At 71.4% G+C, this 21124-nt stretch carries 14 protein-coding genes; 10 read left to right on the forward strand and 4 right to left on the reverse strand.

Going from position 1 to position 21124, the window contains the following annotated elements:
• Window positions 1-173 precede the first annotated feature (173 nt).
• The 4 genes from AC3IYJ_RS31490 to AC3IYJ_RS31505 all read left to right on the forward strand — a co-directional run bounded on the left by AC3IYJ_RS31490 (window position 174) and on the right by AC3IYJ_RS31505 (window position 7968).
• Window positions 174-3977, forward strand: coding sequence for a S8 family peptidase (locus AC3IYJ_RS31490; protein ID WP_489397902.1), 3804 nt, complete (start codon window positions 174-176; stop codon window positions 3975-3977).
• Between the two features lie 107 nt (window positions 3978-4084).
• Window positions 4085-5572, forward strand: a complete 1488-nt coding sequence (locus AC3IYJ_RS31495) for a protein phosphatase 2C domain-containing protein (protein ID WP_489397903.1) — start codon at window positions 4085-4087, stop codon at window positions 5570-5572.
• Between the two features lie 66 nt (window positions 5573-5638).
• Window positions 5639-7381, forward strand: a complete 1743-nt coding sequence (locus AC3IYJ_RS31500; protein ID WP_489397904.1) for a pyruvate dehydrogenase — start codon at window positions 5639-5641, stop codon at window positions 7379-7381.
• A 206-nt stretch (window positions 7382-7587) separates the two neighbouring features.
• Window positions 7588-7968 carry an ATP-binding protein gene (locus AC3IYJ_RS31505; RefSeq protein WP_489402984.1) on the forward strand — a complete coding sequence of 127 codons (381 nt, stop codon included), beginning with the start codon at window positions 7588-7590 and terminating at the stop codon, window positions 7966-7968.
• A 37-nt stretch (window positions 7969-8005) separates the two neighbouring features.
• Here the strand turns inward: AC3IYJ_RS31505 and AC3IYJ_RS31510 are convergent, their stop codons facing one another.
• Both AC3IYJ_RS31510 and AC3IYJ_RS31515 read right to left on the reverse strand, forming a co-directional pair.
• Window positions 8006-9073, reverse strand: a complete 1068-nt coding sequence (locus tag AC3IYJ_RS31510) for a DUF2637 domain-containing protein (RefSeq protein WP_489397905.1) — start codon at window positions 9071-9073, stop codon at window positions 8006-8008.
• 346 nt (window positions 9074-9419) lie between these two features.
• Complete coding sequence (locus AC3IYJ_RS31515) at window positions 9420-10307, reverse strand: (2Fe-2S)-binding protein (protein WP_489402985.1); 888 nt, start codon at window positions 10305-10307, stop codon at window positions 9420-9422.
• A 157-nt stretch (window positions 10308-10464) separates the two neighbouring features.
• On the opposite strand from AC3IYJ_RS31515, the gene AC3IYJ_RS31520 reads away from it, so the two are divergent.
• Complete coding sequence (locus tag AC3IYJ_RS31520; protein WP_489397906.1) at window positions 10465-11097, forward strand: GntR family transcriptional regulator; 633 nt, start codon at window positions 10465-10467, stop codon at window positions 11095-11097.
• A gap of 145 nt (window positions 11098-11242) precedes the next feature.
• Here AC3IYJ_RS31520 and AC3IYJ_RS31525 read toward each other — a convergent pair whose 3' ends face one another.
• Window positions 11243-12019 (reverse strand): hypothetical protein, encoded by a 777-nt coding sequence (locus AC3IYJ_RS31525; RefSeq protein WP_489397907.1) that lies wholly within the window; start codon window positions 12017-12019, stop codon window positions 11243-11245.
• A gap of 166 nt (window positions 12020-12185) precedes the next feature.
• On the reverse strand, window positions 12186-13865 hold the full coding sequence (locus AC3IYJ_RS31530; RefSeq protein WP_489397908.1) for a PucR family transcriptional regulator: 1680 nt from the start codon (window positions 13863-13865) through the stop codon (window positions 12186-12188).
• Between the two features lie 258 nt (window positions 13866-14123).
• On the opposite strand from AC3IYJ_RS31530, the gene AC3IYJ_RS31535 reads away from it, so the two are divergent.
• The 5 genes from AC3IYJ_RS31535 (at window position 14124) to AC3IYJ_RS31555 (ending at window position 21116) form a co-directional block, all read left to right on the forward strand.
• Entirely contained in the window at window positions 14124-15020 is an 897-nt protein-coding gene (locus tag AC3IYJ_RS31535; protein ID WP_489397909.1) for an FAD binding domain-containing protein, read from the forward strand.
• Window positions 15021-15022: 2 nt separating this feature from the next.
• Window positions 15023-15628 carry a (2Fe-2S)-binding protein gene (locus AC3IYJ_RS31540; RefSeq protein ID WP_489397910.1) on the forward strand — a complete coding sequence of 202 codons (606 nt, stop codon included), beginning with the start codon at window positions 15023-15025 and terminating at the stop codon, window positions 15626-15628.
• Window positions 15629-15630: 2 nt separating this feature from the next.
• The gene (pucD, locus tag AC3IYJ_RS31545; protein ID WP_489397911.1) at window positions 15631-18033 is read left to right on the forward strand and encodes a xanthine dehydrogenase subunit D; all 2403 of its coding nucleotides are present in this window, start codon (window positions 15631-15633) and stop codon (window positions 18031-18033) included.
• A 372-nt stretch (window positions 18034-18405) separates the two neighbouring features.
• Window positions 18406-19869 carry an NCS2 family permease gene (locus tag AC3IYJ_RS31550; RefSeq protein ID WP_489397912.1) on the forward strand — a complete coding sequence of 488 codons (1464 nt, stop codon included), beginning with the start codon at window positions 18406-18408 and terminating at the stop codon, window positions 19867-19869.
• A gap of 83 nt (window positions 19870-19952) precedes the next feature.
• Window positions 19953-21116 (forward strand): XdhC family protein, encoded by a 1164-nt coding sequence (locus tag AC3IYJ_RS31555; protein ID WP_489397913.1) that lies wholly within the window; start codon window positions 19953-19955, stop codon window positions 21114-21116.
• Window positions 21117-21124: the final 8 nt, after the last annotated feature.

Below are 21124 nucleotides of genomic sequence, written 5' to 3' on the forward strand. Positions count from 1 at the left end.
TCCTGGCGGGAAGCGGCCACGGCGCAAACCCGCCTCGGACATCATCGCCGCACCCACCGTCTCTCTGCCAAGGTGACGCCACCGCAGCACCAACATCCGCTGGCCAGAAGCCATTTACGCGGCGGTTTCGCCGTGCAATGCAGTAGTTGGCCGGAATTCACCTGGGGAGAGCGATGCGCCCGATATCGCGTACGGCACTGGGAGCGGCGATCGCGGCCGTCCTGGCCGTCACCGCCGTGGGCCCGTCCACGGCACAGCCGAGCGACGGAGCGTCCGGAGCGGGGACCGGCACGGCGAACAGACCCCTCACCGGGAGCGGGGAGGCCTCCAAGCAGCCCACCGCGCCCGTCACGGTCACCCTGGTCACCGGCGACCGGGTCCTGGTCTCCACGGACGCGGCCGGCCGCACCGCCGCCACCGCGATGCCCCGCGAGGACGGTTCGCAGCCGCTCGTGCAGACCCGCCAGTCGGGCAAGGACCTGTACGTCTACCCCGAGAGCGCCGTCAAGGCGCTCGCCGCGGGCAAGGTCGACGAGGAACTCTTCAACGTCACCGGCCTGATCCGGCAGGGCTACGACGACGCGCACGCCAAGAAGCTCCCGCTCATCGCGGTCTACGAGGCCTCGGCGAGCCTGGCGCGCAGCGCCCCGCCCGTGCCGCGCGGCGCCGAGCAGTCGCTCGTCCTCGGGTCCATCGGCGGTGTGGCGCTCGCCGCCGACAAGACGAAAGCCGCCGAGTTCTGGTCCGACGTCACCGGCGGGGCCACGAACCCGCACACCCGATCCGCGGCCGCCGCCCCGCTGAAGAAGCTGTGGCTGGACGGCAAGGTCCAGGCGAATCTGGAGCGTTCCACCAAGCAGGTGAACGCCACCGCCGCGTGGGCCGCCGGCTTCGACGGCACGGGCACCAAGGTCGCCGTCCTGGACACCGGCGTGGACCTCGAACACCCCGACCTCAAGGGCCGAGTCGCCGAGGCGAAGAACTTCACCGACTCGGACTCCGCCGAGGACCGCCAGGGCCACGGCACCCACACCACCTCCACCGTCGGCGGCTCCGGCGCGGCGAGCGGGGGCGCGAAGAAGGGCGTCGCGCCGGGCGCCCGGCTGCTCAGCGGCAAGGTCCTCAACGACTCCGGCTACGGCCTGGATTCGTGGATCATCGCGGGCATGCAGTGGGCCGTGGACAGCAAGGCCGACGTGGTCTCCATGAGCCTGGGCGACCCCTCCCAGCTCTCCTGCGACGACCCGATGGCCGCGGCCACCGAGGCGCTCGCGCGGAGCAGCAACACCCTCTTCGTCATCGCCGCCGGAAACTCCGGCCCCGGCAACAACACCGTCTCGTCCCCCGGTTGCGCGCCCAGCGTGCTGACCGTCGGCGCCGTCGACCGCGACGACTCGACGGCCTCCTTCTCCAGCCGCGGCCCGGCTGGACTGCAGCACACCCTCAAGCCCGAGATCGCCGCCCCCGGCGTCGGGATCTCCGCCGCCAGCATGGGCGGCCGCGGGGTGTACGCGTACCAGTCCATGTCCGGCACCTCGATGGCCACCCCGCACGTCGCGGGCGCCGCCGCCATCGTCAAGCAGCGCCACCCCGACTGGACCCCGCAGCAGATCAAGGCCGCGCTCGTCGGATCCGCGAACACCGCGATCCCGGGTGACGTACGGGAGACCGGCGGTGGCCGCCTCGACGTCAAGGCCGCCATCGACACCACCGTCACCAGCGCCTTCTCGCTCCAGGGCGGCGCCTACAACTGGCCGCAGGACCGCAGCGACCGCACGAGCGTCGAGGTCCCGTACACCAACACCGGCAGCAAGCCCGTCACGCTGAACCTCTCCGTCGAGAAGGTCACCGGCAACGACGGCTCGGCGGTCCGCAGCCAGGTGGCCCGCCTGGGCAAGCGCACCGTGACCGTCCCGGCCGGCGCCACCGTCAAGGTGCCGCTCGCCCTGGACCCGTCCGCGAAGCTGGAGCGTTCCCAGTACGGGGACGTGGCCGGCCGGGTGGTCGCCACGGCCGACGGTGTGCACGTCTCCACCCCGTTCTCGCTGTACGTGCAGCCGGAGACGGTCACCCTGCGGGTCAAGCTCATCGACCGCGACGGCAAGCCGGCCACCGGAGCGTCCTCCCTGGACGTGATCGGCACCGACGACGCCAGCGGCGAGCGCCGCTTCAACGAGGGCTCCGTCGACCAGGTCTACCGGGTCCGTCCCGGCGCGTACTTCCTCTCGGCCTTCGTCGGCACCGCCGACGCCGGCGCGAGCGGCGACGCGGTCATGACCGACTCGCTCACCTACCTCGGCCGTCCGCAGACGGAGATCAAGAAGGACACGGTGATCGTGCTGGACGCCCGCAGGGCGGCCCGGCTGAAGATCGAGGCCGACCGGCCCACCGAGGCACGCAGCACCACCCTCGCCTTCTCCCGCTACTGGGACGAGAGCTGGCTGCACGCGGGCACCGCCATGGGCGGCCGCACCATCCGCGGCTACTACGCCTCCGTCGAGGGCAGGGCGAAGGACGGCGAGTACGAGTTCGGCAGCTACTGGAGGGCGGCCGCGCCGGTCCTCTCCGAGCTGAAGGCGGGCGGCGGCCCCGCGCTGCACCCGCTCACCGCCTCCACGGGCAGCGACAACCTCGACGGCACGGGCAGCGCCCCGCTGGTCAACGCGGGCACCGGCACCCCCGAGGAGTTCGCCGCCGTCGCCGCGAAGAACGCGATCGCGCTGGTCAGGACGGACCGCGACGGCTTCTACGAGGTCGTGGGCAACGCGCGGGCCGCCGGGGTCAAGGCGGTGGTCGCCTACCGCGACGAGCCCGGCCGCTGGCAGGGCTTCACCGGCTACGCGGGCGGCTCCCTGCCCGCGATGACCCTGGAGACGGGCGAGGGACAGGCCCTGCTGGCCAAGCTCGCCAAGGGCAAGGTCACGATGAGCTGGAAGGGCACCGCGAAGAGCCCCTACGTCTACAACCTGGCCCAGATCGAGAAGGGCCCGGTCCAGGGCGAGCGCACCTACCGGGTGCACGACCGCGACCTCGGCACCGCCGAGTCCACCTACAGCTCGATGGGCGTCGCGGCCGACTTCGTCGACCTGACCTCCGCCTACCGTCCGCTGGGCACCGCCGTGTACTTCGGCTCCCTGGACACCGTGGCGGTACCGGGCAAGCGCACCGAGTTCTACTCCGCGGGGGACACCGCCTGGGACCACCTCGTCTCCAGCAGCTTCCCGTGGGGCGAGTTCATGACCGACCAGCACCGCACCTACGCCAGGGGCGGCAAGCGCACCGAGAGCTGGTACGACGGGATCATCGGTCCGGTGGCCTCCCGGGACACCGCGGGCAAGGAGCAGCTGGCCGGCGAACGCCAGGGCAACCTGATCGGCTTCTCCTCCGCGATGTGGGGCGACGCCCAGCACTACGCGCAGCAGGGCGGCTTCGGCGACTTGGGCAACGTCTCGCTCAAGCGCGACGGCGAGTCCCTCGGCGACAGCGGCTACCCGTTCGGGGTCTTCGAGGTCCCGGCCGGCGAGGCCACGTACGAACTGACCCAGCAGCTGGAGAAGTTCGGCCAGCCCGCCCGCACCTGGCAGCGCTCGCAGGCGGTCTCCACGACGTGGACCTTCCGCTCGAAGCTGGACGCGGCGCAGTACTCGCAGCCGCTGCCGCTCCTCTTCCCGCGGATCTCCGCCCCGCTGGACGGCATGAAGACGCTGGCCGCGGCCAACGGCCAGAAGATCGTCCTCGCGGTCGCCGGGCACGCGGGCTACACGCCCGGGGCCCTCAAGTCGGCCAAGCTGTCGTACTCGTACGACAACGGTGAGAGCTGGACCGAGGCGAGGACCGGGCTGCGCGGCGGTCAGTGGACCGCGACCGTGGACCACGCCGGAGCGGCCGGCAAGCAGGTCACGCTCAAGGTGGAGCTGACCGATGTGAACGGCGCCACCGTCACCCAGACGGTCGTGCGTGCGTACGACATTCGCTGAGTCGTACGACTGATACGAGGGGAGTCCACCGGACGGCGGTCCGGTGGGCTCCCCTTTTTCGTGCGTTCGCCGGATTCCGCCCGCAGCCGAGCATGACAATGTGGGACATGAGTCAGCAGGGCGCGGGCGCGGATGACTGGTGGCAGAAACTCTACGAGGACCCCGACGCGGGACCGGAGACCGATCCCCGGGACACGCTTGACCACCGCTTCCGCTCGGCGGCGGTGATGGTGGCCCCACCGGTTTCGGGGGAGGGCGCGATCCTGCCCGGCCAGCGCCGGGACCCCGACCGCCCGGACCGGCCGCCGGTGACACCCGAGGCGGAGCCCCCGCCGCCGGTGGTACCGGAACCGGCGGTACCGGAGTCGGCCGTACCGGAGCCGACGGCACCGGAGGCCTGGTCCCCGGCCGAGGGGGCGTACGGCGAGTCCCTGCTGCCCCCGCCGCGGGATCCCCGGGCAGGCGGCCAGACCTGGTACGCGCTCGGCGATGTCCACGTACCGCCCGCGCTGCCCGCCGAGGAGCCGGCGGAAGCGGAACCGGAGGAACTGCCCGTCTGGAACTGGGGCCCGCGGAGAGACGAGGGCCCATGGGGCTACGAGGGTCCACGGGGCGACGAGCCCGGCCCCGGCCCCGCCGCCGCCCCCGAGCCGGAACCCGCCCCCGAGGCCGGTGCCGAAGAGCCCTCGGAGACCGGCGCGACCGCGGTGGCCGGGGCCTGGACGGACCCCGCTCCGGCCGTTCTCGCCGAACGGCCGGTGACCGCGCACCTCGGGGACCGCCCGCCGACCTACGCGCCCGAGCCCGTCGCGCTGCCCACCGCCGATCCGGCCGCCCTCGACGCGCTGACTCCCGACACCGTGCTGGAGGGGGCCCAGTACGGCGGCTACACCCTGCGCGCAGCCTCGCTGCGCGGGGACTCCGCCCGGTTCCGGGGCGAGCCCCGACGGGACTTCCTGCTCACCGCCCGCTTCGGCGCGGGCCCCGACGCCCTGGTCCTGGTCGTCCTCGCCGGCGGGGACCGGGCCGCGCCCGGAGCCGCCGCGGCCGCCGCGGAGCTGTGCCGGTCCGTCGCGGGGGCCGTCGGGCGGAGCCAGGAGCGGCTGGCCGAGGACATCCGGGCCGGGCGGCGCGAGGCGCTGCGCTCCGGGCTCCAGCGCCTCACCGACCGGGGCTACGGCCTGCTGCGCGCCCGCTCCGCGGAGCTCGGACTCGCCGAGGAGTCCTACACGGCCGGGTTGCGCGGGCTGCTGCTGCCCGTCGATCCGGAGTGCCGGACCCGGATCTCCTTCGGCGCCGGCGCGGGCGGACTGTTCCGGCTCCGCGCGGGGCAGTGGCACGACTTGGAGGAAGCTCCGGCATCGGAGACCGGGTTCCGCTTCCGCGGCTCGGTGGCCCGCCCCGGAGACACCCTGCTGCTGTGCTCCGCCGGCCTCGCCGAACCGATGCGCGAGGAGCAGATGCTGTCCGCCGAACTCGCCTCCCGCTGGTCCGACGAGCCGCCGCCGGGCCTCGCGGCCTTCCTCGCGGACACCCAGCTCCGCCTCAAGGGCTACGCCGACGACCGGACGGCCGCCGCGGTCTGGGAGGCGTAACCGGGCGGACCATGCGTGGATGGGAGGCGCAGACGGCAGAGCAGAACCGGAAAGGGCGCCCCCTCCATGGCAAAGCAGAACGTGGCCGAGCAGTTCGTGGACATCCTCGTGCGCGCGGGCGTGCGGCGGATGTACGGGGTCGTCGGCGACAGCCTGAACCCCGTCGTGGACGCGATCCGCCGTACGGGCGACATCGAGTGGATCCAGGTCCGCCACGAGGAGACCGCCGCGTTCGCGGCCGGCGCCGAGGCGCAGATCACCGGCACCCTCGCCGCCTGCGCGGGCTCCTGCGGCCCCGGCAACCTCCACCTCATCAACGGGCTCTACGACGCCCACCGCTCCATGGCTCCCGTCCTCGCACTGGCCTCCCACATCCCCTCCAGCGAGATCGGCCTCGGCTACTTCCAGGAGACCCACCCCGACCGGCTGTTCACCGAGTGCAGCCACTACAGCGAGCTGATCTCCAACCCGCAGCAGATGCCCCGGGTGCTGCAGAGCGCCATCCAGCACGCCGTGGGCCGCAGCGGAGTCGGCGTGATCTCGCTGCCGGGGGACATCGCCTCGCTGCCGGCTCCGGAGAAGAGCGTCGAACACGCCCTGGTCACCGCGCGGCCGACGGTGCGCCCGGGGGACGGGGAGATCGAGAAACTGGTCCGGCTCGTCGACGAGGCGGACAGGGTCACCCTGTTCTGCGGCAGCGGCACCGCCGGGGCGCACGCCGAGGTGATGGAGTTCGCGGGACGGGTCAAGGCCCCGGTCGGGCATGCCCTGCGCGGCAAGGAGTGGATCCAGTACGACAATCCCTACGACGTCGGCATGAGCGGCCTGCTCGGCTACGGCGCGGCCTACGAGGCCACCCACGAATGCGATCTGCTGATCCTGCTCGGCACGGACTTCCCGTACAACGCCTTCCTCCCCGACGACGTGAAGATCGTCCAGGTGGACATCAGGCCCGAGCACCTCGGCCGCCGCTCGAAACTGGACCTCGCGGTCTGGGGCGACGTTCGGGAGACCCTGCGCGCGCTGAACACCCGGGTGAAGGCCAAGACGGACCGCCGTTTCCTGGACCGGATGCTGAAGAAGCACGCGGACGCGCTGGAAGGGGTGGTGAAGGCGTACACGCGCAAGGTGGAGAAGCACACGCCCATCCACCCCGAGTACGTGGCCGCCGTGCTCGACGAACTCGCCGACGAGGACGCGGTCTTCACGGTCGACACGGGCATGTGCAACGTGTGGGCGGCGCGCTATCTTTCCCCGAACGGCAAGCGCCGCATCATCGGCTCCTTCAGCCACGGATCCATGGCCAATGCCCTCCCGCAGGCCATCGGCGCACAGTTCACCGATCGCGGACGTCAAGTGGTGTCGATGTCCGGCGACGGCGGTTTCTCCATGCTGATGGGAGATTTCCTCACCCTCGTGCAGTACGACCTCCCCGTCAAAGTGGTTCTCTTCAACAACTCATCCCTCGGGATGGTCGAGTTGGAGATGTTGGTTTCCGGCCTGCCTTCGTACGGAACTACGAATAAGAACCCCGACTTCGCGGCCATCGCCCGCGCGGCGGGTGCGTACGGGGTCCGCGTGGAGAAGCCCAAGCAGCTCAAGGACGCTTTGAAGGATGCTTTCCGGCACAAGGGGCCGGCCCTGGTGGACGTGGTGACCGACCCCAACGCCCTGTCGATTCCACCGAAGATCAGCGCCGAAATGGTGACCGGATTCGCACTATCCGCCAGCAAGATCGTGCTGGACGGCGGGGTCGGCCGGATGATCCAGATGGCTCGATCCAACCTCCGCAACGTGCCGCGCCCGTAAGCCCGTATGCGTGCGGATTCCCCTGGGGGGCATGCATCCCGTAGGCCTGTTCGAGAGGCGGGCCTTCGGGAGCGGCACACGGGAGGTACATCGCCGTGCGGGTGGGGGCGAAGACCGGAAAGCTGTGGAAGAGGGGGCGGCCGGTACCGCGCGAACCGTCGGTCGACGACGGGGGAGCGGTGGACACGCTGGGGATCACCCGCAGCGTGCGCCGGGCGGATCTCAAAGCAGTCGGAGAAGTCCGAAAGGCCTTGAGGGAACTGATGCGCCACCGGTGCCGGGCGGACACCGCCGAGGTGGCCGAGCTGCTGATCACCGAGCTCGTCACCAACGCCCTCGTCCACACCGACCAGGGTGCCGAGGTGTCCGCGACCCTCGCCCGCGCCCGCCTGCGCGTGGAGGTCCGGGACTACGCCGCCCGCCGACCCCGGCCGTACGTACCGTCCGCCGACCACGGTACGCACGGCAGGGGGCTGGTGCTGGTCCAGGCGCTCGCGGACGCCTGGGGCGTGGACTCGCTGGCACTGGGCGCGGGCAAGGTGGTGTGGTTCGAACTGGACGGGAGCGAGGACGTGGGGCCCGCCTGACGGATCGGGCGGGCCCCACGTGGTGGTGTTCTTCCGGTCAGCCGAACTGCTGCTCCAGATCCTTCAGTTTGCGCTCCAGCGAGTCGAGCCGGGGAAGCGTCTGGGTGTCGTCCTCGGCGGTGAGGTCCACCGTCCGGGGGCCACCGGCCGGGTCAGCGGACTCCGTCTTGCTGACGGCCTGGAGGGAGGGCCTGCGGCGTAGCGGCAGTTGATCCGTTTCCGCTATGGCCGGCTCCGCGCCGACCGGCGCGGAGCCCGCTCCGGGGGCCAGCCCCGGCATGTCGACCTGACGGGCGCGGGCCACGCGCCCGAAGGCCCGGTTCTGCCGGCCCAACGCCTTGATGTGGGCCCGGTCCAGGCGGTGCTGGTCCCGCCTGCGGTGGCGGTCCTGCTCCTTCTCCTTCTTGTCCTCGCGTACCTCGTCCACGGCCTCGTCGAGGGTGCGCACCCCCTCCAGCAGCATGAGCGACCAGGCGCCGAAGGTCTCCCTGGGGGCCCGCATCCAGCGGACCATCCGGATCTGCGGCAACGGCCTGGGAATCAGGCCCTGTTCGCGCAGCGCGGCCCGGCGGGTCTGCTTGAGGGCCCGGTCGAAGAGCACGGCCGCCGAGAGGGACATTCCGGAGAAGAACTGCGGAGCCCCGTCGTGGCCGGCGCCGCGCGGGGCGTGCACCCAGTTGAACCAGGCCGCCGCGCCCGCGAACAGCCAGACCAGCATGCGCGAGCCGAGGGCCGCGTCGCCGTGGCTGGCCTCGCGGACCGCGAGCACCGAGCAGAACATGGCGGCGCCGTCGAGCCCGAAGGGCACCAAGTACTCCCAGCCCCCCGAGAGGTTGAGGTTCTGCCGGCCGAAGCCGACCAGTCCGTGGAAGGAGAGTGCGGCCGCCACCGCCGCGCAGCAGAAGAGCAGCACGTAGGAGGCGGTCCCGTAGACGGCCTCCTTGCGCCGCCGGCGCTCCTCGCTGCGCTCCCAGCTGTCCTCGGCCGCCGCGGCCTTCTCGCCTTCGCGCTTGCCCCGGGCCAGCACCGCCACTGCCGCAAGTACGCCCAGGATCAGCAGGCTGCCGGGCAGCAGCCAGTCCAGCGATATGTCGGTCAGTCTCATGCGGATGTCCCTCGCCTCGCGTATGCGGCTGTTGGCTTGTGGCCGTTGCGGCTTTCCGGGCGCCATAGTGGCGCAGCCGGTGCGTCGTACACGCGGGTTTCGGGGCAAGTGGACGCCATCGGGGGGCGGAGCCCGCCGGATAGGGTGTTGCGGCTCGAACTGTCGCGCGGACACGCGTGGTTGAGTTCGATTCACGGTCAGCCGGAAGGGTGGGTTCGGATGGCGGGGACGGCGGCCCGGCATGTTGTGGTGGACGTGTGCGTCCCGCGGCCGGGGCGGGGCCTGGTTCCGCGGGGCGTCGGGGGAGCGGCTCGTGCGGCCCTTCGGACCGGCGGCCCCCTGGTGATCAGGCGGCCGCGGCCGCCAGGCGGGTGACGCGCTCCGCGTCGCAGGTGCGCGGGCAGGTGACGCAGGTGTCCTCGGGGTGGATCGTGTAGAAGAAGCAGCAGCTGACCCGGTCGCGGGTGGTCAACTCCCGGCCGTCAGGGCCTTCGAGGGTACGGAAACCCGCGCCGCCCGTGTACGGGGCCGTCGCGCCGGGCAGCAGGAGCTCCAGCTCGCGCATGGCCCGCCGCTCCTCGCCCTCGCCGAGCAGGTTGCCGAGGTACCAGAGCCCCTCGACGATCTCGTCGGTCGCCATGGCCCACAGCGCGCGCCGCCCGCGCCGCATGCGCGGGGCGAAGCCTTCCAGTACCGGTCCGAGGTACCGGGCCACTGCGGCCCGCACCTGCGCGCGCAGCGCCTCCGCGTCGGGCACGACCCGGGCCCCGGGGAGGACGGCCGCCGGATCGTCCGGCAGGCAGGCGAAGGACTCCACGCGCACGGCCATCCGCCCCTCGGTCCGGTGGAAGTCCACCCGGTCCGGCGTGAGCAGGGGCACCCGGCGGTCCAGGAACCAGGGCACGGTGATCAGCAGGCACGCGGGCCACGCGAACCGGTGGAGCCCGAAGCCGGCCACCACGTCGGGCCGCGCCCGGCGCCCGTAGTCCCGGAGCACCTGGGCCTCGTCCCAGGCGAGGAAGGCCTCCAGGGCCTCGCCGCCCGCCGCGAGCTCGTACGCGCCGACCCACCCCGCACCGCGGGGGGAGGGCTCGTGCGCCGCGAGCTCGGTGACGCGCAGTCCGCCGTAGGCTCCGGTCAGCCGCGCGTAGGCATCCGCCACGGGGGAGGTGGCGGGGACGGGCGCCGTGACGGGCAGAGCGGGCCCAGCGGGCAGGACGGCCATGACGGTCATGAGTGCCACCGAATCACACGATCGTTAACAGGTAAGCCTTACCTTACCTGACCTCTTGAGGGTTCGGGATATTCTCTGCTCAGGTCTAGACCCGTAGGAGGTCCGAGTGCAGGACGCGGCCCGAGCCCGGGTGCCGGAGCAGAAAACACGCAAGGTGATGCGCCATTCGGTGCGCGGCCAGATCCTCGAAGCGCTGCGCACGGCGCTGGTCGACGGCGACCTGGTGCAGGGGGAGATCTACTCCGGCCCGGCGCTGGGCGAGCGTTTCGGGGTCTCCGCGACCCCCGTCCGCGAGGCGATGCAGCAGCTGGCGCTGGAGGGGGCCGTCGAATGCCTCCCCAACCGGGGCTTCCGGGTCCTGCCCCGGACCCGGCACGAGCTGGCGGAACTGGCCGAGGTCAAGGCGCTGCTCGAACTCCCGGTGATCCTGGAACTGGCCCGTACGGTCGACGCCGGGGTCTGGGCCGCGATGCGTCCGGCGGCCGACTCGGCCGCGCAGGCGGCGGCCTCGGGGGACCTGGCGCGGTACGCGGAGGCGGACCGGGCCTTCCACCGCGCGGTCCTGGCCCTGTCGGGCAACTCCCAGCTCCTGCTGGTCACCGACGACGTCCACCGCCGGGCCCGCTGGCCGGTCTCGGGCCCCACCCGGTTCCCCCGGGCGGACCTCCCGGCGGACGCGGCGCAGCACACGGCCATGCTCGACGCCCTGTCGGCGGGGGACCTCGCGCTGGCGGAGTCCGTGATCCGCGACCACTTCGCGCCGCCGGTCCGCCCGGCGACCGGGCGCTGAGGGCCGAAGCCTGACGGCCGAACCCTGATCACCGGCCCCTGGCCACCGGCCCCTGATCACCGACCCCTGACCACAGGGCCGGACGGCCTCGCCCGGACCGCCGCCGCCCCTTGACGGCCGGGCCCCGCAGGACCCGGCCCGGGGGTCAGACCGTCGGGGCCGGTTGGAGCTGGTCCGCCAGCCAGGTCGGGATGCCACCCAGGAGGTGGAACAGCCGCCGGGCCTCCGCGCGCAGCCGGGTCGCCTCCGGTTCGGGTTCCGCTTCGGCCAGGGCCGCCAGCGCCGGGGCCGTGCCCACCAGGAAGCCCAGGTCCTCCCGGATGCGCAGGGACTCGGCGAAGCCCTGGCGGGCCTCGGCCACCTCGCCCTCGCGCAGGGCCAGCGCGGCCAGGTGGCGCCAGGTGAACGACAGCAGCAGGGTGTCGCCGTGGGCGACCGCCCCCGCATGGGCCCGGCGGTACGCCGGAAGGGCCGACTGCGGGGCGTCCGCCAGGTGCTCGGCGACCAGCCCGCGCCGGAAGTCCAGCAGCGGTCGGGTCCGGGACCCCGGGGACAGCAGGGCCGCCGCGCGGCCCAGCGCGGAGCGGGCCTCGTCCGCCCGGTCCCGTACGCCCAGCACGGTCGCCGCGTACGCCAGGTGACCCCGCTCGCACGCGGCCGCGCCGCGGTCGTCGTCCTCGTGGGCCACCGCTTCGGCCACCCGCAGGGCGTCCTCCGCCTCGGCCCAGCCCTGCCCGGTGAACAGGCAGCGCTCGACCAGCAGCGAGGTCCGCTGCACGGCGGCTCCGGGATCGTGCACGTGCGGCGTCAGCAGGGCCGCCGCGTCGGTCCAACAGCCGCGCGAGCGCAGCCGCCATATCGCCCGCTGGAGGGGGTCGTCTCCCCCGGTAGTTCCGGCACCGGACATGGCGGTATCCGCCACATTGCCCTCCCCAAAGCAACCAAGCAGCACGTCGTTGAGCCCTGGGGCGAAATGAGAGCACGGATCAGCGGCTCCGGCCAAGGGGTCGGGTGAACTCTTTCACAAAGTCCGGACGGATCATCAGCCGCCCCTGCCCCGACCCCGGGAGCCCCGGGAGCGGATCTCCTCAGCTCATCCGCAGTGCCAGGAAGAAGTCGAGCTTGTCCTCCAGCCGGGACAGGTCCCGCGCCGTCAACTGCTCGATTCGCCCGACCCGGTACCTCAGCGTGTTGACGTGCAGGTGCAGCCGCGTCGCGCAGCGGGTCCACGAACCGTCGCAGTCCAGGAACGCCTCGAGGGTGGGAATGAGCTCCGCCCGGTGGCGCCGGTCGTAGTCCCGCAGCGGGTCGAGCAGCCGGGCCGTGAAGGCGCGCCGGACGTCGTCCGGCACGAACGGCAGGAGCAGGACGTGCGAGGCGAGCTCGTGGTGGCCGGCCGCGCAGACCCGGCCCGGACGGGCCGCCGCGACGCGGCGGGCGTGCCGGGCCTCCTCCAGGGCCCCGCGGAGCCCCTCGGCGGAGTGCACGGCCGCGCTGACGCCCAGCGTGAGCCGGCCGTCGTCGGCGAGTCCGGCCGCGAGGGGGTCCCGTACGGACGCGAGCAGCGTCTCCGCGTGCAGGGCGTTGTCGGGGCCCTTCTCGTCCCCGGGCTCCCCGGCGGGCGCGGGCAGCGGTACGAGGGCGATCGCCTCGTCCCCGGCGTGCGCGACGGCGATCCGGTCCGAGGGCTCCGGACCGGAGATCGACGGGTCCACGAGGATCTCCTCGAGGAGCGACTGGGCTACCGGTCCGCCGGGGATGTCCCCGCCGTCCCAGTCCACCCGGGCCACCACGACCTGCCAGTGCGGGGCGCTGCCCAGCCCCGGCAGCAGCACCGGCGCGGCCACCCGCAGGCGGGCGGCGATCTCGGCGGGCGCGGCGCCCGTCTGGACCAGCTCCAGCACCTCCTGGGCGAGCCGGCGGCGCACCGTGCGGGCCGCGTCGCGGCGGTCCCGCTCGACGGCGATCAGCTGGGTGACGCCCTGGAGCAGGTCGAGCCGCTCGGCCGGCCAGTCGCCCGCGTCGGCCTCGACGGCCAGCAGCCAGTCCGAGAGCACGCTCTCGCGCACGTCCCGGGAGGCCGGACCGGCCGGGCCGCGGCCGTGTCCCCTGATCGGGAAGAGGGAGTAGGTAATACCCTGGATGGAGATCCGGTGAGGCCCGCGTCGGCCCGTCCGGACCGCCGCGAGGTGTTCGCTCGCCAGCGCCGCGCAGACGCCCGGTGCCAGCGGTTCGCCCGCTCCGGCGATCTGCCGGCCCGTGGGCGAGAGCACCCAGGCCCGCAGATCGAGGTCCGTGGTGAGCAGATCGAGGACCACATCGGGTCCACCACCGGCCGGACCGGAGGTCATGAGCCGCCGGTGGCGGTCCACGACGGCCGCCAGATCGCCGGCGCGCTCTCCCGAAACCTGCCGGACCACGTACTCCGTGATCGTGGCGAATGCAACGTTCTCGTTCACGACGAACAGCGGGAGACGGTTGCGCAGACAGGCCGAGACGAGGTCGTCGGGGATGTCTCCCAGCTCCGCCTCGCCGGCGGCGAGCCCTGCCACACCGGCGCTCGCGAGGATTCGTACGAACGGCTCGGAATCGGCCGAATTTCGTCTCCAGGCCAGGCCAGTGAGGACGAGCTCGCCCCCGGAGAGGTACCGGCTGGGATCGCGCAGGTCGGTCGTCATGACCCCGCGGACCGTCCGGTCCAGTTCATCCTCGCCGCCGAGCAGCCGCAGCCCCAGCGCCTCGGTTTCCAGCAGTGCGCGCAGCCGCATGATGTCGCCGCCGATCTGTCTCGAATGTTGCCGTTGGAAATCGGGCAGGTCGTCGCATCCTGCCTTTCATACGAATCTACAAGACGAGGGAGGTGCCCAGCCAACTCCTTCATGGTTTCGGTGACTGCACTCGGGGGACGGGCGGCTTGTGTACTGGGTCCACACCGCGTTAACAGCACGTGAACGACCAGTCGAGGGCCCTTGGGCCTCCTGGCTTGAAGTGAACGGCCCGATTACGAACGAAGAAGAGAGCCGCACATGGACTTCCTTCGCCCCGCCAGCTGGGAGGAGGCGCTCGCCGCAAAGGCCGAGTACCCCACAGCTGTGCCGATCGCAGGTGGCACCGATGTGATGGTCGAAATCAACTTTGACCACCGTCGGCCGGATTACCTCCTCGACCTGAACCGCATCGAACTGCTGCGGGAGTGGGAAATCGGTGAGGACGTGGTCCGTCTGGGTGCCTCGGTCCCGTACACGCAGATCATGGAGAACCTCCGCACGGAGCTTCCCGGGCTCGCGCTCGCCTCGCACACGGTCGCATCCCCGCAGATCCGCAATCGCGGCGGCGTCGGCGGCAACCTCGGTTGCGCCTCTCCGGCCGGCGACTCCCACCCCGCGCTGCTCGCGGCGGGCGCGCAGGTCGAGGTGGAATCCGTACGCGGCTCCCGGCTCATTCCGATCGACGAGTTCTACACCGGTGTGAAGCGCAACGCGCTGGCCGCCGACGAGCTCATCAAGACCGTTCACATCAAGAAGGCGGACGGCCCCCAGCAGTACTCCAAGGTCGGCTCCCGCAACGCGATGGTCATCGCGGTCTGCGCGTTCGGCCTGGCGCTGCACCCCGAGACCCGCACGGTCCGCACCGGTATCGGTTCGGCCGCGCCGACCCCGATCAGGGCGAAGGTCGCCGAAGAGTTCCTGAACGCCGCGCTCGAAGAGGGCGGCTTCTGGGAGTCCGGCCGGATCATCACCCCGTCGATCGCCAAGCAGTTCGGCGACCTCGCGTCCGCCGCGGCCAACCCGATCGACGACGTCCGCGGCACGGCGAAGTACCGCCGCCACGCGGTCGGCATCATGGCTCGCCGCCAGCTGGTCTGGACGTGGGAGCAGTACCGCGGCTCGAACACCGGCCGCTCGCTCGAAGGGGCTGCGTAACCATGCGCGTCAATTTCACGGTCAACGGCCGTCAGCAGGAAGCCGACGACGTCTGGGAGGGCGAGTCCCTCCTCTACGTCCTGCGCGAGCGCATGGGTCTGCCGGGTTCGAAGAACGCCTGCGAGCAGGGCGAGTGCGGTTCCTGCACCGTCCGCCTCGACGGTGTGCCGGTCTGTTCCTGTCTGGTCGCGGCCGGTCAGGTCGAGGGGCGCGACGTCGTGACCGTCGAGGGCCTGGCGGAGTTCGCCAAGCAGCGTGACGAGCACGGCCACGGCGGTGCCTGCGGCACCGGTGGCGGCTGCGGCTCCAAGGGCGTCAGCCTCGACACGGCCAAGCAGTGGCAGGCCAGGCCCACCGACTCGCAGACCGGCGAGGGCGCCCCGCTCTCCAGCGTCCAGCAGGCGTTCATCGACGCCGGCGCCGTCCAGTGCGGTTTCTGCACCCCGGGTCTGCTGATCCAGGCGGACGCGCTCCTGGAGGAGAACCCCTCTCCGTCCGACCAGGACATCCGTGAGGCCCTGTCCGGCAACCTCTGCCGCTGTACGGGCTACGAGAAGATCCTCGACGCGGTCCGCCTCGCGGCCGCCCGTCAGGGAGAGGTGGTCTGACCATGGCTCGCAGCACCCGCACCGCGCCCGCCGGCACGCCCACCAACGTCACCCAGAGCCACAACAAGGGCGGCATCGGCGAGTCGATCCTGCGTCCCGACGGCACCCTCAAGGTCACCGGCGAGTTCGCCTACTCCTCGGACATGTGGCACGAGGACATGCTGTGGGGCCAGACCCTGCGCAGCACCGTGGCCCACGCCGAGATCGTCTCCATCGACATCACCGAGGCGATCGCCATGCCCGGCGTGTACTCGGTGCTGACGTACGACGACCTGCCGGCCGAGATGAAGAACTACGGCCTCGAGATCCAGGACACCCCGGTTCTCGCCCACGGCCGGGTCCGTCACCACGGTGAGCCGGTCGCCCTCGTGGCCGCCGACCACCCGGAGACCGCCCGCCGCGCGGCCGCCAAGATCAAGATCGAATACCGTGAGCTGCCGCTCGTCACGGACGAGGCCTCCGCCCTCGCCCCCGGCGCGCCGCTGATCCACGAGGGCCGTGACGACCACCACATCGGTCACGTCCCGCACCCGAACATCGTGCACCGCCAGCCGATCATCCGCGGCAACGTGGAAGAGGCCCGCAAGCGCGCCGACGTCATCATCGAGGGCGAGTACACCTTCGGCATGCAGGACCAGGCCTTCCTCGGCCCGGAGTCCGGTCTGGCCGTGCCCACCGAGGACGGCGGCGTCGAGCTGTACGTCGCCACCCAGTGGCTGCACTCGGACCTCAAGCAGATAGCCCCCGTCCTCGGTCTCCCCGAGGACAAGGTGCGCATGACGCTCTCCGGCGTCGGCGGTGCCTTCGGCGGCCGCGAAGACATCTCGATGCAGATCCACGCCTGCCTCCTGGCCCTGGCCACGAACAAGCCGGTCAAGATCGTCTACAACCGCTTCGAGTCCTTCTTCGGCCACGTGCACCGCCACCCCGCGAAGCTCTACTACGAGCACGGCGCGACCAAGGACGGCAAGCTCACGCACATGAAGTGCAAGATCGTCCTGGACGGCGGCGCGTACGCGTCCGCTTCCCCGGCGGTCGTGGGCAACGCCTCCTCGCTCTCAGTGGGTCCCTACGTCCTGGAGGACGTGGACATCGAGGCGATCGCGCTCTACACGAACAACCCGCCCTGCGGCGCGATGCGCGGCTTCGGCGCCGTCCAGGCCTGCTTCGCCTACGAGGCCCAGATGGACAAGCTCGCGGCGAAGCTGGGCATGGACCCGGTGGAGTTCCGCCAGCTGAACGCCATGTCCCAGGGCACGGTCATGCCGACCGGCCAGATCGTGGACGCCCCGGCGCCCGTCGCCGAGCTGCTGCGCAGGGTCAAGGCCCGCCCGCTGCCGCCCGAGCGCCAGTGGGAGACCGCCGGCGAGGGCGCGGACGTCCGCGCACTGCCCGGCGGCCTCTCCAACACCACCCACGGTGAGGGCGTCGTCCGCGGCGTCGGCTACGCGGTCGGCATCAAGAACGTTGGCTTCTCCGAGGGCTTCGACGACTACTCCACCGCCCGCGTGCGGCTGGAGGTCATCAACGGAGAGCCCGTCGCGATGGTCCACACGGCCATGGCGGAGGTCGGCCAGGGCGGCATCACCGTCCACACGCAGATCGCCCGTACCGAGCTCGGCGTCCAGCAGGTGACCATCCACCCGGCCGACACACAGGTCGGCTCCGCCGGTTCCACGTCCGCCTCGCGGCAGACGTACATGACCGGTGGCGCCGTGAAGAACACCTGCGAGGCGGTCCGCGAGGCCCTCCTGGAGATCGGCCGCCGCAAGAACGGCTCGTACCACCCCGCGTGGGCCACGGCCGAGCTGGTGCTCGAAGGCGGAAAGGTTGTCACGGACGGCGGCGAGGTCCTCGCGGCCATCGCCGACATCCTCGAGGACGAGGTGATCGACCTCGAGCTCGAATTCCGTCACGCGCCGACCGAGCCCTTCGACCTGGTCACCGGCCAGGGCAACGGCCACGTCCAGTACACCTTCGCCGCGCACCGCGCGGTCGTCGAGGTGGACACCGAGCTCGGCCTCGTCAAGGTCGTCGAGCTGGCGACCGCCCAGGACGTCGGCAAGGCGCTGAACATGCTTTCCGTGGTCGGACAGATCCAGGGTGGCACCACCCAGGGCCTGGGCGTCGCGATCATGGAAGAGATCATCGTGGACCCGAAGACCGCGAAGGTGCGCAACCCCTCCTTCACGGACTACCTGATCCCGACCATCCTCGACACCCCGACCATCCCGGTCGATGTCCTGGAGCTCGCCGACCCGAAGGCCCCCTACGGCCTGCGCGGTATGGGCGAGGCCCCGACCCTCTCGTCCACCCCGGCCGTCATCGCGGCCATCCGGGCGGCGACGGGTCTGGAGATCAACAAGACGCCGATCCGTCCGGAAGCCCTCACGGGCACCCTCTAGGACGGCATGGTCCGGGGGCCGAGAGGCCCCCGGACCGCCCCACAGATTTCCGGGCGGTGTGACACGGGAACGTCACAATTCCAGCCGCACCGCCCGGAGCAGTAAGTCCGGAGTCATCAGGGCCGCACCGCTCGCGGTCAGTTTTCACCGGCAGCACCCGCACAACAGGAAATGCAGTAACTACGGGAAGCACCCAATACCCCCTGGTGCCTTCCCAGTACCGCGAACCCCCGCAGTACCCGCAGTACACGCAATGCACATCTCGCGTCGCCTCGGGCCGTCACCCCGGGTCGTGCAGCCAACGCAGTTTCCCAAATCCCGTGTCTCCAATCTTTATGCGGGTGCCCCTATGAACCTTGGGAGTTAGGCACCATGACCCAGTCCTCCGTGGAGCCGAAGACGAGTGCGGAAGAGGCCGGCGACGGCTCTCGTACCCCCGCCGGATCGTCTTGGCTCGACCGGTACTTTCACATCACGCAGCGCAAGTCCAACGTCGGCAATGAGGTTCGTGGCGGTATCACGACCTTCATGGCGATGGCGTACATCCTGCTGCTGAACCCCCTGCTCCTCTCGGGCAAGGACGTCGACGGCCACACCATGGCGGCTTCGGCGATCATCACCGCCACGGCGTTCGCCGCAGCCGTCACGACGCTCCTCATGGGCTTCGTCGGCAAGGTCCCGCTCGCGCTCGCCGCCGGTCTTTCCGTCTCCGGCGTGCTGGCCTCGCAGGTGGCCCCCCAGATGACCTGGCCGCAGGCCATGGGCATGTGCGTGGTCTACGGCGTCGTGATCTGTCTCCTGGTCGTCACCGGCCTCCGAGAGATGATCATGAACGCGATCCCGCTGGCGCTCAAGCACGCCATCACCATGGGCATCGGCATGTTCGTCGCCCTCATCGGCCTGGTCAAGGCCGGCTTCGTCGGTCGGGGTCCGGAGTTCGGTCCCCCCGTTCAGCTCGGCTCCGTCGGTGAACTCGCCGGCTGGCCCGTCCTGATCTTCTGCATCACCCTGCTCACCATCTTCATGCTGCAGGCACGCAAGGTCCCCGGCGCGATCCTGATCGGCATCGTCGGCGGAACCGTTCTGGCCGCCATCGTGAACGCCGTCGCGGACATCGACCCGAAGGCCTGGAAGAGCGGTCCGCCGGAGCTGTCCGGCTCCGCGGTCTCGATGCCCGACTTCTCGCTCTTCGGTCACGTCTCGTTCGGTGGCTGGGGCGACGTCGGCTACATGACGGTCGGCATGATCGTCTTCACCCTGGTGCTCGCCGGCTTCTTCGACGCGATGGCCACCATCATCGGCGTCGGCACCGAGGCCAAGCTCGCCGACGACAAGGGCCGCATGCCGGGCCTGTCCAAGGCGCTGTTCATCGACGGTGCCGGTGGCGCCATCGGTGGCATCGCAGGTGGCTCCGGCCAGACCGTGTTCGTCGAGTCCGCCACCGGCGTCGGTGAGGGAGCCCGTACCGGTCTCGCCTCCGTCGTCACCGGCCTGTTCTTCGCCGCCTGCCTCTTCTTCACCCCGATCACCCAGATCGTCCCGGGTGAGGTCGCCTCCGCGGCCCTGGTCGTCATCGGCGCGATGATGATGCAGAACGCCCGCCACGTGGACTGGGCCGACAGCGCGACCGCGATCCCGGTCTTCCTGACCGTCGTGATCATGCCGTTCACCTATTCGATCACCGCCGGTGTCGCCGCGGGTGTCATCTCCTTCGTCGCCATCAAGATCGCTCAGGGCAAGGCCCGTGAGATCGGCGGCTTCATGTGGGGCCTGACCGCGATCTTCGTGGTCTTCTACGCCCTGCACCCGATCGAGGGCTGGCTCGGCGTCGGCTGAGCCGCCGGACCTGATCCGGAGTAAGTAACCGCACCCTCCACGTATCCGATACTGGATACCGATACCTCTCCGAGGAGGCCGCAATGCTGGACATCGCCGAAGAATTGAACCGGTGGGTCGAGCAGGGACGCGACTTCGCCGTCGCCACGGTCGTGGCCGTCGGCGGAAGCGCCCCGCGGCAGCCCGGAGCGGCCCTCGCCGTCGACAGCGAAGGCACGGCCATCGGTTCGGTTTCCGGCGGATGCGTGGAGGGTGCGGTCTACGAGCTGTGTCAGCAGGCGCTGGAGGACGGCGAGACCGTCCTGGAGAGCTTCGGGTACAGCGACGACGATGCCTTCGCCGTCGGTCTGACCTGCGGCGGGATCATCGACATCCTGATCACCCCGATACCCGCGGACTCTCCCGTACGGGAGGTGTTCGCGGCCGCGCTCGCCGCCGCCGCCCGGGGGGAGGCGGCGGCTGTCGCGCGGATCGCCGAAGGCCCGGCCGAGCTGATGGGCCGCGCCGTGCTCGTCCGCGCGGACGGCGCCCACGAGGGCGGTTTCGGCGGACACCCCGAGCTGGACCGCACCATCGCCGAAGAGGCCCGCGCCATGCTCGACGCCGGGCGGACCGGCGTGCTGGAGATCGGCGCCGACGGCCGGCTCTGCGGAGAGCCGCTCAAGGTGCTGGTCGAGGCCAGCGTCCCGCCGCCCCGGATGATCGTCTTCGGTGCCATCGACTTCGCGTCCGCCCTGGTGCGGATCGGCAAGTTCCTCGGCTACCGGGTGACCCTGTGCGACGCGAGGCCCGTGTTCGCCACGAGGAATCGTTTCCCCGAGGCGGACGAGATCGTGGTCGACTGGCCGCACCGCTACCTGGAGGAACAGTCCCGGGCCGGTGTCCTCGACGGCCGGACCGTCCTGTGCGTCCTCACCCACGATGCCAAGTTCGACGTCCCCCTCCTCGAACTGGCCCTCAGACTTCCCGTCGCCTACGTCGGCGCCATGGGCTCCCGCCGCACCCACGAGGACCGCAACGCGCGGCTACGCGAAGTCGGCGTGACCGAGATGGAACTGGCCCGGCTGCGTTCCCCGATCGGCCTGGACCTCGGCGCCCGCTCCCCGGAGGAGACCGCGCTGTCCATCGCCGCCGAGATCGTCGCCAACCGGCGCGGCGGTACGGGCGTGTCCCTGACCGGCGCGCACATCCCGATCCACCCGGACCTCTCCAGGACGGTGATCAGCCGGATCGGCTCCGTCGCCTGAAGTACCGG

Source organism: Streptomyces sp. GL_140 (assembly GCF_057834465.1).

What these genes read in the sequence shown, in the direction of transcription:
- AC3IYJ_RS31540 (WP_489397910.1), top strand. Translation starts at nt 15,023, where the DNA reads ATGCGCGTCAATTTCACGGTCAACGGCCGTCAGCAGGAAGCCGACGAC.
- AC3IYJ_RS31515 (WP_489402985.1), bottom strand. Translation starts at nt 10,307, where the DNA reads ATGACCGTCATGGCCGTCCTGCCCGCTGGGCCCGCTCTGCCCGTCACG.
- AC3IYJ_RS31495 (WP_489397903.1), top strand. Translation starts at nt 4,085, where the DNA reads ATGAGTCAGCAGGGCGCGGGCGCGGATGACTGGTGGCAGAAACTCTAC.
- AC3IYJ_RS31520 (WP_489397906.1), top strand. Translation starts at nt 10,465, where the DNA reads ATGCGCCATTCGGTGCGCGGCCAGATCCTCGAAGCGCTGCGCACGGCG.
- AC3IYJ_RS31490 (WP_489397902.1), top strand. Translation starts at nt 174, where the DNA reads ATGCGCCCGATATCGCGTACGGCACTGGGAGCGGCGATCGCGGCCGTC.
- AC3IYJ_RS31535 (WP_489397909.1), top strand. Translation starts at nt 14,124, where the DNA reads ATGGACTTCCTTCGCCCCGCCAGCTGGGAGGAGGCGCTCGCCGCAAAG.
- AC3IYJ_RS31500 (WP_489397904.1), top strand. Translation starts at nt 5,639, where the DNA reads ATGGCAAAGCAGAACGTGGCCGAGCAGTTCGTGGACATCCTCGTGCGC.
- AC3IYJ_RS31550 (WP_489397912.1), top strand. Translation starts at nt 18,406, where the DNA reads ATGACCCAGTCCTCCGTGGAGCCGAAGACGAGTGCGGAAGAGGCCGGC.
- AC3IYJ_RS31510 (WP_489397905.1), bottom strand. Translation starts at nt 9,073, where the DNA reads ATGAGACTGACCGACATATCGCTGGACTGGCTGCTGCCCGGCAGCCTG.
- pucD (WP_489397911.1), top strand. Translation starts at nt 15,631, where the DNA reads ATGGCTCGCAGCACCCGCACCGCGCCCGCCGGCACGCCCACCAACGTC.
- AC3IYJ_RS31555 (WP_489397913.1), top strand. Translation starts at nt 19,953, where the DNA reads ATGCTGGACATCGCCGAAGAATTGAACCGGTGGGTCGAGCAGGGACGC.
- AC3IYJ_RS31530 (WP_489397908.1), bottom strand. Translation starts at nt 13,865, where the DNA reads ATGCGGCTGCGCGCACTGCTGGAAACCGAGGCGCTGGGGCTGCGGCTG.